Origin of the sequence: Marivirga tractuosa DSM 4126 (assembly GCF_000183425.1) — a bacterium.
GTDB lineage: Bacteria > Bacteroidota > Bacteroidia > Cytophagales > Cyclobacteriaceae > Marivirga > Marivirga tractuosa.
This window is the reverse complement of sequence record NC_014759.1, coordinates 1733682-1750279: the sequence shown is the minus strand read 5'-3', so window position 1 is coordinate 1750279 and position 16598 is coordinate 1733682. Positions and strand designations below refer to the sequence as shown.

Annotated in this window: 11 protein-coding genes; all 11 read left to right on the top strand. The window is 35.1% G+C overall.

The window, feature by feature from the left end; translation table 11 throughout:
- The first annotated feature begins 67 nt into the window (after positions 1-67).
- Entirely contained in the window at positions 68-7696 is a 7629-nt protein-coding gene (locus FTRAC_RS07200) for a T9SS type A sorting domain-containing protein (protein WP_013453575.1), read from the top strand.
- Positions 7697-7820: 124 nt separating this feature from the next.
- Positions 7821-9119 (top strand): N-acetylmuramoyl-L-alanine amidase, encoded by a 1299-nt coding sequence (locus FTRAC_RS19245; RefSeq protein ID WP_013453574.1) that lies wholly within the window; start codon positions 7821-7823, stop codon positions 9117-9119.
- Positions 9120-9199: 80 nt separating this feature from the next.
- Positions 9200-9832, top strand: a complete 633-nt coding sequence (locus tag FTRAC_RS07190; protein WP_013453573.1) for an HAD family hydrolase — start codon at positions 9200-9202, stop codon at positions 9830-9832.
- Complete coding sequence (locus tag FTRAC_RS07185; RefSeq protein WP_013453572.1) at positions 9829-10959, top strand: site-2 protease family protein; 1131 nt, start codon at positions 9829-9831, stop codon at positions 10957-10959. The genes FTRAC_RS07190 and FTRAC_RS07185 overlap by 4 nt, the downstream gene beginning before the upstream one ends.
- 58 nt (positions 10960-11017) lie before the next feature.
- The gene (locus FTRAC_RS07180; RefSeq protein ID WP_013453571.1) at positions 11018-11266 is read left to right on the top strand and encodes a hypothetical protein; all 249 of its coding nucleotides are present in this window, start codon (positions 11018-11020) and stop codon (positions 11264-11266) included.
- A gap of 426 nt (positions 11267-11692) precedes the next feature.
- A complete protein-coding gene (gldA, locus tag FTRAC_RS07170; RefSeq protein WP_013453569.1) occupies positions 11693-12601 on the top strand; it encodes a gliding motility-associated ABC transporter ATP-binding subunit GldA in 909 nt (302 codons plus the stop codon).
- A 4-nt stretch (positions 12602-12605) separates the two neighbouring features.
- Positions 12606-13340 carry a gliding motility-associated ABC transporter permease subunit GldF gene (gldF, locus tag FTRAC_RS07165; RefSeq protein WP_013453568.1) on the top strand — a complete coding sequence of 245 codons (735 nt, stop codon included), beginning with the start codon at positions 12606-12608 and terminating at the stop codon, positions 13338-13340.
- Positions 13328-15019, top strand: a complete 1692-nt coding sequence (gene gldG, locus FTRAC_RS07160) for a gliding motility-associated ABC transporter substrate-binding protein GldG (RefSeq protein ID WP_013453567.1) — start codon at positions 13328-13330, stop codon at positions 15017-15019. Before gldF ends, gldG begins: the two co-directional genes overlap by 13 nt.
- Positions 15012-15941, top strand: coding sequence for a hypothetical protein (locus tag FTRAC_RS07155; protein ID WP_013453566.1), 930 nt, complete (start codon positions 15012-15014; stop codon positions 15939-15941). Before gldG ends, FTRAC_RS07155 begins: the two co-directional genes overlap by 8 nt.
- Positions 15942-16043: 102 nt before the next feature.
- Complete coding sequence (locus tag FTRAC_RS07150) at positions 16044-16295, top strand: type II toxin-antitoxin system ParD family antitoxin (RefSeq protein ID WP_013453565.1); 252 nt, start codon at positions 16044-16046, stop codon at positions 16293-16295.
- On the top strand, positions 16288-16590 hold the full coding sequence (locus FTRAC_RS07145) for a type II toxin-antitoxin system RelE/ParE family toxin (protein WP_013453564.1): 303 nt from the start codon (positions 16288-16290) through the stop codon (positions 16588-16590). The genes FTRAC_RS07150 and FTRAC_RS07145 overlap by 8 nt, the downstream gene beginning before the upstream one ends.
- Positions 16591-16598 lie beyond the last annotated feature (8 nt).

Here is a 16598-nt window from a genome sequence, read left to right as displayed (position 1 = left end):
AAATGTTTTATTTTGTAAATATTAAGTATAGATAAAATTATTTGAATTGGTATAACTAAGAAAGATTATGAGATATAGTGTACTAGTACTATTAATGAGTTTTGTGGTCTCAGTTAATAGTGGTTTGGCTCAATGTCAGGTTGGAGAATCAGAGGTGATAATAGAGATAGATGGGTCTGCAGGTCAATATAATAGTGAGATTTTTTGGAGACTATTTAATGATGATACAGAAGTCTTAGTATCCGAAACAGTTGATGGATTTTTAGGGAGTGGGGCCACAGAAAGAGATACGCTTTGTTTACAAGATGGAGTGAATTATCGTTTTGAGGCATATGATACATTTGGCGATGGATGGAATGATGCTATTTATACAATTTTTTATGATGATGGTTTTATTATCAATAGTGGAATGCCAAATAATGGAGGTGAAACAAGTTCAAATGCTGATTTGGAAGAGTCCTATTCTTTTACCTCTGGAGATAGACCTGGTGATGATTGCAGTTCGCCAAAAGAAATATCAGTGGGTGAAACCGTAAATGTCAGCACGGAACTTTACAGTAATTCCTATGTTTTAGATCCCTTATTTGATTCAGGAAATGAGGCAATATTTAGTTTTACTCCCCTAATCAGTGAACAATATGCTATTACATTTGCAGATGTTCTTAGTTTAGATAGAGGTTCCTTACAATTATTTGATGATTGTTATGATAACACCCCAACTCGTATTGCATTTGACAGCACCGGTATTGATAATAACTTAATGGAGGTTTATGAGAATTTAACAGCTGGTAATACCTATTACATAGTAATTTCAAATAATTCTGCGGATACTGGAATCGATTTTATTGAAGGTAATTTAAATGTGTCTTATTCTGGTAGTCCAACTAATATTAGTTGTGCAAGTGCATTTTCCCTCACGGTAGATGGCGATTCTTTATATAGTAGAACAGCACAAGTGTCTCCTTTAACGACCCCATTATTTAATATGCAAACTCAAGATGGCGAAATTTATACAGCGGATGGGGATAGTTTGTTTTACGATTTCACTTTAGCAACTCAAGAATCCATACTAGTTGAATTGGGGGATTATGATTTATATAATTCTGCTTTTGTTGAATTGGAAAAAATGGAAAATTGTGGTGAGGAACCAGAGCTTGTGTACAGAAGGGCGGCTTTTGCGGATATCAAGAAGTTTTTTGCCTATAATGATTTAGCAGCAGGCACTTATCGCTTAAAGATATTTCCACCTGCATTTTATGAAGATGAATTTTATGTTTCAGTTAAAACACAGAGTAGCCAAACGACAGTAGGAAATCAAAATTGCGAAACTGCGTTGGCACTTGATGTTTACGGTTATGGTGAAAGTACTGCCTCATCTTCAATCACCTCTATTCCATATTTTAATAATACTAATTCAGGAATCGGCATCCCTTGTTCCCAAGATTCTATTTTTACTGCAGGAACAGGAGATGTTTGGGTTAAGGCGCAAGTTCCTACAAGTGGAGATTTAGTAATTGAGACTTTTGGAGAGTATTATGATATTTCAGCCTCAGCAGATCAAGCCTTGGAAACACGGTTTTCTGTTTATACGGGCTTATGCGGAAGCATTACAGAGTTTTATTGTAGTGATAAGGTAGAAGCACATCAGAAAGATACTATTAGAGGATTACCACAAGGAGAAGAAGTTTTTATTAGGTTATGGGACAGGAATGGAGATAACAGTGGCTTGATGAACGTTAGGTTGATAGAGCCTGAGCCGTTGCCATTTCCAGAAACTGATATCACCATGTTCACAGATTCTCTTCATGTTAGTTTTACAAACATCTCAGGAGATGCTGAATTTTTTTATGATGTTAAGATTTCTGCAGATAGCTTTCAAACTTTTTTACCTGGCTATAATCCAGCAACCATCAGTTCTTATCAAGGTCAGTTTGGTGTCACAGGCTTAGCTCCCGCCACAACCTATTATTTCCAGATTTTTAGTACAGATGGAAACCGAACAAATAGTGATACTACGATTTTCGAAGTGGAAACAGAGCCATTTTTTATTAACACAATTGCAAATGGTAACTGGTCTAATCCTAATATTTGGGCAGGTGGCAGTGTGCCAGCACAAGATTCAGCAGTAAATATTTATCACCAAGTAAACATAAATCCAGGAGAAAGTTTTGATGTTAAAGGAGTAAATGTTGCAGGTGGTTTTGAGGAGGAGACGAATGTTGGTCTGTGGATAGTAAATGGTAATTTGAATGTTGATAGAGATGTTAGGGTAGGACATCTTTCAAGTTTGAATACAGATTCAGTTGGTGTGTTTATGTTTACAAATGGGACAGATTCATCTAATCTGAATGTGGGAAGAAATATGATTTTTGAGTTGTCAGAAATTAACAATGGTGAACCTATTAGGTTTTTAGCAGTAAATGATGGGAATTCTCTACAAATCAATGTCGCTAATGAGTTTTCTTTCAGGCATTCTGTATCTGATAGTCTAGAATTATACGATAAGCCAAATATTGATTTCAGATCTGTAGATCTAACTGTGGGCGGTAATTTTTTCTTGTACAATGATAATTTTAACAGTTCACAGCCTTTTAATGCAGTATTTCAAGACTCCAGAATTACTGCTGATGTATTTGAATTAAATGCACTAGAAAATACTAATGGAAATTTTCAGGTTAACTTTACTGGTACTACCGAATTTAATCTGGCGTTTGATTTCAGAAGGATTGGAAATGGCGGTAAAATCAAATTCACAGATCAATCATCATTGCAATTTAATGGATTGGGCTACCAAGAAATAGCAGGGGCTGGAGATTCTCAAGATTCTATCATTTATAATAATTTAATCGTAGATATAACTAATGACCCTAATTCCGACCGTGATCACCCTGTTTTAGAAATAAGACCCTCGAATGGAGAATCCATTTCAAAGGTATTAATTGAAGGTCAGTTGAACTTGATTAATGGTTTGATTCAGGCAGAAAATGATGTTTTTACTTTAGGGTATGATGAAGTAGTCTTTGGACAAAATGCATCTGTAGTAGGTGTAAATCAAAATTCTTACGTTAATGGTGTGGCTAGCAAGATTGGGAATACACCTTTTACCTATCCTGTTGGACAGGATGCAGGATTGAGACAGATTCGCATTTTAAACAATGATGAATTTCAAGTTTCTGATTTGGTAAGAGTATTTCCTGTAAATAACTTCTGTGGTCTTACTGATTCCCTTTTAACAAATTCATCTCTTGCTAGAGATCGTACTAAAGAGTATTGGGAGATTACGTCAATTTTATCTAGTAATAATATGACGGCTACTTTTGAACCTATTATAGCTAATGCTAATGCTGAAGGAATTACAGATTTAAGCAGTTTAGAACTTATTGACTTCTCAAATGGTAGCTCATTAGGCAATGGGTTAATTACCGATTCTTCATTTCAAACGGCAATAGAATATGAACTTGTAATAGCTGATACTGCAAGATTGGGCCTAGCATCAAATTTAGAAGCAGAAAATCCGTTTTACTTTCAGAGAAAAATAGCAAGTTTATCTTCATACTCGGCCGCTGAAGGAGAAAATCTTACCATTAATTATTCAGGACCTTTTGCATCTCCTACCGATAAAGTCTACATAGGTGGGAAACTAGCTAATAATGTAAGTAATACAGATAGTTCAATTACGGTTACTGTTCCATCAGGCTCAAAATCTGGTGATATTGAAATAGTATATGAGGATGAAAAAATTCTATATGGTCAGAGTTCTTTTACCTTGAATTACAATACCCCATTGACTTTAATACCTAATAATTATAGCAATTTAATAGCACTAGAGAATATCAATGGTACTGTGACATTGGGGCAAACTAAAATGCAACTTGGATTGATTAATGGCGACAATAATTATGATGCTATGATTGTTAGTCAAGATTATCAACCAGTAACGGTTATTAATAATTTAGCAGGAACTGCTTCAAAAGAGGAATTTGATTTAATCACTGAAGGACTCACAATTAATCCAACTGATTTTAAGCTAGACTTAGCACAAATAACAGGTTCATTAGGATATGGGGCATTTTTTGAATTTGAATATAATTCTGAAAACGGGATCATCTATTTTGCCAATGATGGAAACGGAAATTTTAGTCCTGCTGGTGATGGTAATGTGGACAGCGAAACAAAATATAATGATTATTTAGTTTTCGACATTGATTATGATGGCTTTTCGGATGCTATGCTTAGTGCAGTCGATTTGAGTTCATCAACAAGTATTCTCAGTGGAGAAAGTTCTGGTGTCAATGATTGTAGTCCGTATGTAAAGACGGCTTTACCTTTCTTACAGCCTGATGGAAAGGAGATGAATCAAATTATCAGAGGGGATTTTATTGGTAATAACAATACTTCTATTGCCTATTTGATTGATGGTGAAAGCATGATGGGATTAATAGATATTTATAATTTAGATACAGCAAATTATTATAGCAATAATTCTAGATCCGGTGGGCAAATATATGAGATCGACAAAATTTCTCTCTCAAATGACGGAATTAGTCAAATTGTAGCTTCTAATCAATCAACAAATGAGATCGAAATTTATAGTTTCAACAGTGCAACTGAATTATTTGAAATAAGCACCGTGTCCCTAAGTTTTAGACCAGCAAAAATGGATTCGGAAGATATTAATGGTGATGGATTTCAAGATTTAATTGTTTCTGATCAGGATTCAACAGCCCTTCATGTGTTATTAAATGATGGTGGCGGTCAGTTAACTGAAGAATTATCCTTGTCGTATACAGGTGGTATCATTGTAGATTTTGATGTAGTAGATTTAAATGCAGACGGAGTCAAAGATTTTCTCATCTTGCAAGAAGGAGGTCAGCTTTCTGTAGCTTATTATGAACTCAACCAGCCAATGACTGCACCGATAATAAGTGCATCGAGTATCTCGACCTCTGGATTCGATTTATCTTGGGATAGTGTGGAATTTGCAGCTGAATATGAAATATTCGTGTCTACCGAAAACGATACAATTTCCTCCTTGGCTTCAGATTCATTATTCATTTTGAGTGACACAGCATTGACTTTTGAGGCACCAGTACCATTTGAAACTTATTATGTCTTTGGAAGAGCTATTTCTGCTGCAGGTGATACTTCAAATTATAGCAATTCACTAACTATTGAATTATTAGAATTAGCTGCCCCAGAACCTAGTAGCAGTAATGCTTCTTCAACACAATTTGATGTTTCTTGGTCAGCAATTCAAGGAGCAGATGAATATCAAGTTTATGTAGGATTGGATAGTGTAAATAGTGTTTTAAATGAAAACGATTCAGTTTTTGTTGTTTCTGATACCAGTGTGACTTATAAAGCACCAGAATATTCTGAGCTTTATTATTATTATGTTAGATCCATTTCAAATTCTTCGGATACTAGTGCTTTCAGTGATCTTAATGCTGTTAAATTGCCTGTCTCTGCTTACCTGCAGCAAGATTCCTTAGCTATGGTTGCTCTTTATGAAACCAATGGTGGTGCAAATTGGATCAATAATCAAAACTGGATGACTGGTAAATTGAATACATGGGAAGGTCTAGTAATGAATGCAGATTCATTATTTGCAATTAATTTACCATCTAATCAGTTGGAAGGAGTATTGGCAAGTGATCTTAATAATTTGAATTTTATTAAGGATATAGATATTTCTGACAATAATTTAACAGATGTATCAGCATTAATTGCTCAAGCCAGTGGTTTGAACGCTCTTAATTTGAGTGGTAATTCATTGAGTTTTGAACAATTGGAAGGATTGAGCTCAGTACCTGATTTCATTTATTCTAATCAAGATTTTAAATATGATTTACCTGCAATAGTATTTGAAAATTTGGGCACTGATATTTCGATTTCAGTTGAAGCAAATTCTCTTGACAACGCTTTTCAGTGGTACAAAGATTCAGTTCAGATGGTTGGAGAGACCGTTTCAATTCTTAATTTAACTAATGCGCAAAGATCAGATGAAGGCCTCTATTACGTTGAAATTAATAATGCCGTTTTGCCTGAATTAACTTTGGTTTCAAAGATTAGCGAAGTCAAAATCTCTTCCTTAGAAAGAGACGTTGCAGCCCTACGTCAATTTTATGATTCAACTAATGGAGCTGGATGGAGTACCATAATTTGGGATACTACATCAGAAGATCCAACTGCTTGGTCTGCTAATGGTCAGGATATAATTGTGGAGAATAATAGGGTAGTTGAGGTTAATTTACCAGAGAATAATTTGACGGGGTCAATTCCAGCTGTGCTCAATGATGTTAGGGGGTTAAGAAGTATTGATTTGTCGGGTAATGCTATTGAAAGCGCTACTGATTTGACTGCCTTACCTAATTTAACCCAATTGTTGCTAAGTGGAAATGCTTTAGGTATGGATGATTTGGAAAGAAACATTTCAATTGAGGGTTTTGAATTTAGTAATCAAGCAAATTTTGGAAATGAACAAGATCAAAAAATACCACAGGGTTCTGATTTTAATTTAGGTTTTGACATTTCAGGTTCTGCTAACATTTATCAGTGGTTTAGAAACGATGAATTAGTGAGCAATGCTGATTCAAGCGCAATACTTATTGATTCTATCACTTTTGAGAGCATGGGCGAATATAGGTTAGAAGTAAGCAATGAAATAATTAATGCCGTAAATCCAGATTTCAGACTGAATTCTAATCCAGTCCAAATAATTGCAACTTCTTCTATATCTGGTAGTGTCCAAGATGCTAATGAATTCGCGACTGAGAGTGGGCGAGTGTATTTATTCAGTGTGTCAGCCGAGAAATCCTACGATAGTGTCAGATTAGAAAATGGAAGTTTCTTTCAAAATGTTCAAGGTGATGGTAGTTTTGAATTTCAGAATATTGAATTAGGTGATTATGTGATTTTTGTTGATAATGATGAAAATAATTATCCAGATCTGTTAAATACCTACTATCCTAATACAATTGATTGGGAGCTTGCAGAAATTGTTGAATTGAGGTCGGATATCATAGATAATCTTATTACAATGGAGGGAGAACCTCAAGAATTGACAGGTACTTCTGTACTTAGCGGTTACCTAGAAGAAGAATATGAGGAAGGAGAAAGGGTTTTGCCTAGGAGAAGAGTTAGCGGTGCAGGAGTAAGTGTAAGGACTTTGTCAGCTTCCACACGTGAGATTTCACTTTATGAGGCAATTTTAAATGGTGAGCTTGTAGCATATATAGAAACTGATGACAACGGTGAATTTGCTATACCTAAGTTACCCGCAGGTAATTACACCATTAAGTTTGATATCCCTGGCGTCCCTATGAATACTCAATCAGATATTAATTTTAATTTCACGGGTGAAGATCAGGAAGCTCTTGAAATAGCCGCTGTTTCTGATAATGGTCAGATTTCTGTCAGCCGAGTTAAATACACTGCCAATAGAGCTGAGTTAATAAAAAATGTAACTGTATATCCTAATCCTTCCAATGGTCAATTTTATATAAATGGGACTGAATCCATTTCGAACATTAAAATAATTAATTCCGAAGGGAGATTGATTGAGGAATTGTCAGATTTTAATAGCTATGCTCAAGAAGTTGAAGTAAATCTTAGTAATTATCCAAACGGGATGTATTTTATGCAAATTATTTGGGAAGATGGTTTTCACAGCATGAATAAACTGATAAAAGAGTAATTTTTACATTTCTATTTTTATTAATGAATAGGTTAGTCAATTGCGGCTAACCTATTTTATTTTTCACTCCCATTCAATATTTCAACAGTTAGAAAGTTATATTGCTAGTCAAATTGAAAGTTATATGCGTTTAATATTTATTTCATTTCTTTTTTTAATTAGCATTCAACTAAAAGCACAAACTGATAATATACATTTGTCATATTCGATTTCTTCTGAAGAAAGCCATAAATACAATCAAGAGACATCATTTGCTTTTACCGCAATAGCTTTAAAATCAGAAAAAGTTGAAGATTTTTCTGTGATGAAATTCATAAATAAATCAGACACCATCATGTTTTCAAATGATTTGCATTCAAAAGAAGGCTCTGAGTATTTTTATTCAAGTCTTATTCATTTCAATGAGGCTTTAACGGCAATTCAACTAGTGATTCCAGAAAAAACCAATGATCTTGAGGTTGTTCTAATTAATGGAAGTGGAATTTACGCTGATTTCTCTACAAGGGAAAATCAATTTAAGCAGTACAACAATTGTGAATTAACTGGAGTGATTCAGCAATCAGAATGGAGAGCAGGACTACCAGAGCCTTCTTACAATAGAAGTTTTACAAGCACCGAAAATTTGATAGTTCATCATTCCGCAGGCTCAAACAATATAAGTGATTTCACACAGGCAGTCCGAGATATATACATTTTTCATACTCAGGAAAATGGGTGGTCTGATATAGGTTATAATTACTTGGTTGCACCGGATGGAGTCATTTATGCAGGAAGAGATCCTGGTACAGGAGCTCAAGATGAAGTAATTGGGGCGCATTTTTGTGGCTCCAATTCGAATACTATGGGCGTCTGTCTTTTAGGGAATTATGAGACCGCTGTGCCAACTTCCGCTATGTTGAATAGTTTAGAAGAGGTCTTAAGTTGGAAAGCTTTTAAAGACGGTTTAAATGTTTTAGAGAGTGATGCTCATCCATTAAATTCTAATCTGGGCGTAATAGCAGGACATCGTGACGGTTGTAGTACAGCATGTCCAGGTGAAAATGTTTATACACTATTGCCAGAAATACGGCTGAATGTAGATGAGCAGTTGTCAGTTTGTAGTGGAGAAACAGAAGAAGAGGAAGAAGAGGAAGTCCCAATAGTGGAAATAGAAATTGATTCCTTACTAAATGAAACAATTTATCCTAATCCAATAAAAAGTGATTTTTCATTTAGCCTGAAAATGTCATCACGAAAGCAAGAAGAATTGGAATATCTGAGAGTATTTAATCAAGAGGGAAGAAGTATAGAATGGCAAAAGCTTTACTTTAGTGAGAATAAAATAGAAGTTACACTACCCAATACTTTAAAACCAGGAATATACTTTTTGCAAACTTCATTCAAAAGTGGTGAAGAAAAATCACAGCGGTTTTTAATTCTATAAAGCTTGTGTTTCTGCGGCCTGTAAATTTTGCTTAGCAACACCTTTTCAGCCATATTTGCAATTCATAAATCATTAAGCTGTTGCAAAAAATTAAAACCATCATTTTCGATTTAGGAGGCGTAATCATAAACTTATATGTGGAGAAAACAATCTCGGCTTTTGCTCAACTATCGGGATTGTCCGAAAAAGAAGTGGAAGAGGCTTATTTATCAGCTAATGTTTTTAAAAAGTATGAAAAGGGTTTGATTACTGATGATGAATTTCGTGATAGCTTACGAATTAGCTTAAATTTAAAAGCTACGGATGATGAAATTGACCATGCTTGGGATGCCATGTTAGGTGAAATTCCTGGAGATAGAATTGAATCTATAAAAAGTTTAAAGCAAAATTATAAATGCATCGTCTTGAGTAATACTAATGCTATACACGAAAAAGCATTTCATAAAATATTATCAGCATCTTTTCCATATCAGCACTTAAGTGATCTTTTTCATGAAGTATATTTTTCTCATGATTTAAATCAGCGGAAACCTGATCAAGAGATTTATCAAAATGTATTAAATCTTTCACAAACACAATCAACAGAAGCACTGTTCATGGATGATGGTCAAGTAAATCTGGATTCTGCTGCTGAAATGGGAATTCATACACTCCACATTCCTAGGAATGGTGGATTTATAACCTTGTTGGAGAAGAAATTATCTGAAATATGATAGAAAAAAATACAAAATACTATGCAAAGAAGATAGTACTATTTGTACTAACCTTCATTAGCACCACGCTGGCTGGGTCGGAGTGGATAACAAACCGCATCCTATTTTATTCTCCAGATTATTCTTGGGCTGATTTCTTAACAGGAATGCACTATTCCATTCCTTTCCTTTTCATTTTAACCGTCCATGAATTCGGTCATTTTTTTACTGCAAAATATCATAAAGTAGAAGTTACTTTACCGAATTATATTCCCGGTTGGCTGGGATTTTTGGGAACAGTTTCTTTTGGTACTTTTGGAGCATTAATCCGCATAGTTGGTCCAATTAGATCAAGAAAACAATTTTTCGATATTGGCATAGCCGGCCCAATTGCTGGTTTTGTGGTGGCATTGGGAGTATTATTCTATGGTTTTACCAACTTGCCCGAACCTGAATATATATTTGAAATTCACCCTGAATACGAGCAGTATGGCTTGGATTATGCTGATCATGTCTATGATAATGGAGAGGAGATGATGGGGATCAGCTTGGGGAATAACTTACTGTTCAGCTGGTTTGAGGAAAATGTTGCTGATCCTGAGCGACTGCCTAATCACAGGGAAATAATTCATTATCCTTATTTATTTGCAGGCTTTTTAGCTTTGTTCTTTACGGCTTTAAATTTAATCCCCATTGGTCAACTAGATGGCGGACATGTGATTTATGGATTATTTGGAGCTAAGAATCATCAAATTATAGCCTTTACGCTCTATATGATTTTTACTTTTGTTGCGGGCTTAGGATTAATTACTGCAGGAATTGATTTAGGTGATTTTGCTTTATACAGTGCTATGTATGTAGGCTTTTTGTATTTCTCATTCAAAGGCCTGGGTTTTCAACAATCCACTACTTTAATGATTGCAGTGGGAATGTTTGTAGCACAATATTTAACTACTTATTTATTTCCATCGGTTACTGGATTTTCTGGTTATTTACTGTTTGTATTCCTTTTAGGAAGATTGATTGGAGTTAAACACCCAGTGGCTCCCGATGACAGACCACTAAGCACAGGCAGAAAAGTATTAGGCTGGATTTGTCTCATCATTTTTATTATTTGTTTTAGTTTTGAGCCATTGGTTTTGGAGTAATTGAAACTTTAATCTTAAGAATTTTTGTTATATTTATTAATCCATTAAATATAAATCCATGGACATTGCAGAAGAAAGAAAACGATTGATTGAACAGCTTTCCAATACTGAGGATATCGATATCATTCAAAAAGTAAAGGATGTTTTAAATACATCAAATGAAAGTGAAGTTATTGGATATAATGCTGATGGAAGTAAAATCACAAAATCACAATTAGTGAAGCGCGCTCAAATTGCCAATCAATCGATTAAAGACGGTAAGACTAAAAGCATTGATCAAGTCAGAGAGGAAATGAAAAAGTGGTAATTCATGGAGGTAGTGATTACTGAGCCTGCAGAAAAGAGTTTAAAGGAAATTTATTGTCGATTTGAGGAAGATATTGCAATAAAAATTGATAGAATATGGAGCACCCCCCTACGCCCCCCTCAAGGGGGGAGTCGCCATGACTTAATTTCACCTAATAATTTGCTGTTGTACCACTTTATGAAATTTTCAGATTGATATCTTAGGAAATAGTGATCAAACTATTCATTTTATGCAAAAATAAATCTGTGAGATCTATCCCCTTGAGGGGATTATAGGGGTGTCGATTGATTAGATGAAAATTTAAAAGACAATTAGCAGAAAGAAAGTTATAGCAGACAATAAGACTCCGTTGGAAACTTGAATTTTTCATAATTAAAACGCTATTTTTGCGTTCATCGATTACAACAACAAACCATAAAATTCTGAATGTCCATTCTCGTTAAGGGTCTTACTAAAAAATACGGAGAGCAAACTGCTGTCAATGATGTTTCCTTTGAAATCAAGAAAGGAAATATTGTAGGCTTTTTGGGGCCAAATGGAGCAGGAAAATCCACCACCATGAAAATGATCACAGGCACCTTGCCTGCGGATGCTGGAATTGTGGAAGTAGATGGAATTGATGTTGGTCAACAACCCTTAGAAATCAAAAAACATATTGGCTATTTACCTGAGCATAATCCTTTGTATTTGGATATGTACGTGCATGAATTTCTACGCTTTTGCGGAGGAGTTTATGGGATGTCCGGCAAGAGCTTAAAAAGTAGAGTAGCTGATTTGGTAGATTTATGCGGATTGCAAAAAGAACAAAACAAACAGATTGGTGCCTTATCCAAAGGCTATAGACAAAGAGTCGGACTTGCTCAAGCTTTGGTGCATGATCCTTCTGTTTTGATTTTAGATGAGCCCACTACAGGTTTGGATCCCAATCAAATTATTGAAATAAGAAATTTGATATTGTCGATAAGCAAGGATAAAACGGTTTTGCTTAGCACGCATATAATGCAGGAAGTGCAAGCACTTTGTAATCGTGCTATCATTATCAAAGAAGGGAAATTGGTTGCAGATCAGTCAGTAAATGAACTGACAGAAGAAAAAGAGAAGTTTACCATAAAAATTGAATTGGAAAAACAGGCGGATCTATCATTTTGGACTACTCACCAAGAAGTCAATACATTGAAGTTGGTAACTGAAACGGAATATTTATTAGAAACCACAAAAGATATCAGAAAAGAAATCTTGAATTGGGTTACGCAAAACGATGTGGATTTAGTCGGAATTTCACTGGAAAAAGGCAATATGGAAGAAGTGTTTCACAAACTCACCCAAAATAACTGAGCCTATGTGGAGTATTTTTACAAAAGAAATTAACAGCTTTTTAAATTCACTCATCGCCTATTTAGTCATGGGTGTTTTTTTGGTCAGCATGGGATTGTTGGTTTGGGTTTTTCCTGATACCGCCATTTTTGAATATGGTTATGCCGATATGGGCATTTTCTTCAATTTGGCGCCTTATGTATTGATGTTTTTAATTCCAGCCATCACCATGAAAGCATTGGCTGAAGAATCGAAAAGCGGCACTTTTGAATTGTTGATGACTAAACCGATCACAGAACTAAAATTATTGTTGGGAAAATATTTAGCGGGATTAGTACTTGTTGTGATTTCATTGATTCCCACTTTGGTTTATTATTTTTCTTTGTCCTATCTCAGTAATCCGGTAGGCAATATTGATTCAGCAGGGATAATGGGCGCTTATGTAGGTTTATTGTTTTTAGTTTCTGCTTATACAGGCATTGGAATATTTGCTTCTTCCTTATCTGAAAATCAGATTGTGGCATTTATCATTGCTGTTTTTATCAGCTTTATCTTTTTTATGGGATTTTCCTCAGTATCTGATCTGCCATTTTTAGCAAATGCTGGTTTTCAGCTTGAAAAAATTGGAATGCTAGCGCATTATGATTCCTTAGGGAAGGGAGTAATTGATTTTCGAGATATCCTGTATTTTCTTGCTATAACAGCATTGTTTTTAGGAGCTACTTTTTGGGTTTTAAAATTGAGGAAATGGAATTCTTAAATAGAAAGACAACAGAATATACGCTCAAGTTTTTGATCCTGCTCACTTTGGTGATATTGGTAAACCTTGCCATGCGTCATCAGATTTTCCGTTGGGATTTGACAGAAGAAAAGCGCTATTCCATGAATGAAGCGACTATTTCCTTGTTGCAAAACCTAGAAGAACCGGTTTATGTCGAGGTTTATTTGGCTGGTGATATTAATGCGGAGTTTAGTCGTTTGCAGACCGCTATTAAGCAGACTTTAGAGCAATTTAAAACCTATGCTTATGGGAATCTGCAATATAGTTTCATCAATCCTGATGAAGCCAGTTCGGCCAATGCACGAAATGAATTTTACAGATATTTAGTGGATAAAGGCATTCAACCTACCACTGTTTTTGATAATTCGGAAGGAAAGAAAACTCAAAAGCTAATTTTTCCTGGAGCCGAGATTTCTTATGGAGGAAGAAGTTTGCCCGTTATTCTATTGAATGGAAATAATGCTGCAGGAGCAAGTCAAGCTATTACCCAATCTATTGAAAATTTGGAATATGAATTAGCCAGCACTGTCAAAAGCCTTGCAAATCCTAATAGGCAGAGTGTGGCTTTATTTCAAGGAAAAGGAGCTCCTTCCGGGAAAGTCTTGAAGGGATTGAATGATGCGGTCAGCTCTAAATATGATTTAATTCCTGTTCAAAATACGGAAAGATTGTCCAATTTTGATGCGACCATATTTTTAAGACCTACTGAGGATTTTAGCAATACTGAGCTTTACGATATTGATCAATACATCATGAATGGAGGAAAAAGCTTATTTTTCCTGGATGGCTTAATGATGGATGTGGATTCCATTAAAGATTATGGAGCCATGGCTTTACCTATTGAAACAGGGCTTGATGATTTGTTATTCAAATATGGGGTTCGTGTAAATAAAGATGTTTTGCAGGATGTCAATAGTGGGAATTTCCCTATAGTAACAGGCAATTTGGGTAAAGACCCACAGATTCAATTATTGCCTTGGCCTTATTATATCATTTTGAATAAATATGCGGATCATCCGATTGTACGAAACATGAATGCAGTTTATGGCAAGTTTGTGAGTTCAATTGATACAGTAACCGCAAGCGGGATTAAGAAAACGCCATTGATTTTTACTTCCGATTATACGCGAAAACTGAAAGGGCCTATTCATATCAGTTTTGAGAATTTAAAAGAAGATATAAAGCCTGAAAATTTCAATTTGAAAAATGTACCAGTAGCTTATTTGCTAGAAGGTGAATTCACTTCAGCTTATCAAAACCGTTTAGCACCCGAAGGAAAAGAGGCTTCTAATACAAAGAACAAAAGCGTTGACAACTCAATCATAGTCGCTTCGGATGGCGATTTATTGTTAAGTGAAATCGATAGAAAAAATGATAAGCCTTTTCCTTTGGGAGTAGATCCTTATGCAAAGCATCCATCAAATTTTGCCAACGACCAATTGATTCTCAATATGTTAAACTATTTATTAGATGAAGATGGCTTGTTCATTTCGAGGAATAAGGATTTGAAAATCCGTCCTTTAGATAAAGTGAAAGTATCGGAAGATAAAGTATGGTTACAATTTGTAAACGTAGCTTTGCCAATTGTTTTGATTATACTTTTTGGCATTTTAAGATATTATTGGAGGAAGAGAAAATATTCAAAATTCAATGGCTAAGTCTCAATCTAAAAAAAATATCGTCTTATTATCCGTTTGGATCGTTTTAGTGCTATTGACTATTTTAGCCTACAGCTATAATCCTTATGAAAGAAAATCCACTTCTTTTGAAAAGGATTTATTTGCTGTTGAGAATGCCAATCAAACAATTTCCCGCATCGAATTAAATGGACAGGATTTCAGTAATACTTTAGAGAAAACAGGAAATTCGTGGTCTGTAAATAAGGAATATCTTCTGGATGCTTCCATGCAACAAGTGTTTTTCAAATTGTTGGAGCAAATCAGCATTCAAAGGCCGATAGTAGGGGAGAATTCGGCTAAGATTAAGCAAAATGTATTGGATTCAGGCGTGCAAGTCAATATTTATGGAAATGAGGGATTAGTAAATTCTTACACTGTAGGCGGAGATTTTCAAGCCATGCGCTCATATTTCGTAAAGGGAGAAGAGGTTTATTTAATACAGTTGCCAGGCTATCAAAGCTATGTGGCGGGGATTTTTGAAGTTCCTGAAAATGATTGGCGCGACCGTGTGGTTTTTGATGGAATATGGCAGGATATGGTCAGTCTGAAAATCAACAGACCTAATATAGAAACCGTGGAATTTAAATATGATGACCGATTAATGCGCATCCAAAACCAGCAGGCGGACACAGCAGAAGTCATGAATTTCGTAGAACGCTTTAATTATTTCTTTGTGGATCAATTCCTACCCGAAGATCATATAGCCTTACAGAAAAAGGAAAGCTTTGATAAAGCTGGTACCATTGAAATTGCAGGCTTAGATAAAGACAAAAGCTTGAAGCTGGAACTCTTTAAAAACCCTGAATTCAATGCTTACTTAGTCCATATCAATGGCAAGGAATGGGCGGCAATAAGAAATGAGAGGATGGAGAAGATTTGGATTGAGTTGGAGAAGCTTTAGGGAGTTTTAAGTAGTAAGTTTTAGGTTTTAAGTGTGAGAGTATGTTATTTTAATTTTGAACTTATTACCAATTTTTGGTATTTTTAAGTAAAGATTAATAAAATGAGTAAAAATACGTCTATATCACTTGGGGAATATTTTGACCAGTTTGTTAGCACTCAAGTCTCAGCCGGTAGATACAAAAATGTAAGTGAAGTAATTAGGGCAGGTCTTCGGCTTTTGGAAAATGAAGAAAGCAAAGCAATAGCATTAAGAAATGCAATTCAAGAAGGAATTGATAGTGGGATAGCCCATGATTTCGACCCAAAAAAGAACCTAGAGGAATTAAAAGCCAAAAGGAGAAAGAATGGCTGAATACAAATTGACCAATAAAGCTGTTGTTGATTTGAACGAGATTTGGGAATATACGGCAGATGAATGGTCTGAGGAACAAGCAGATAAATATTACGAAATGCTGCTTAATAGATGCCAATATATAGCCGATAATCCTGATTTAGGCAAAAACTATGATGGAATTACAACAGACTTGTTTGGATTTAAAGCAAGCCGACACATAATTTTCTATCGTAAAATTAATGCACTACCGATTGAAATAATAAGAATTTTGTACGGAAGAATGGATTTGAAAAATAGATTGGATGAGTCTTAAATAAATTT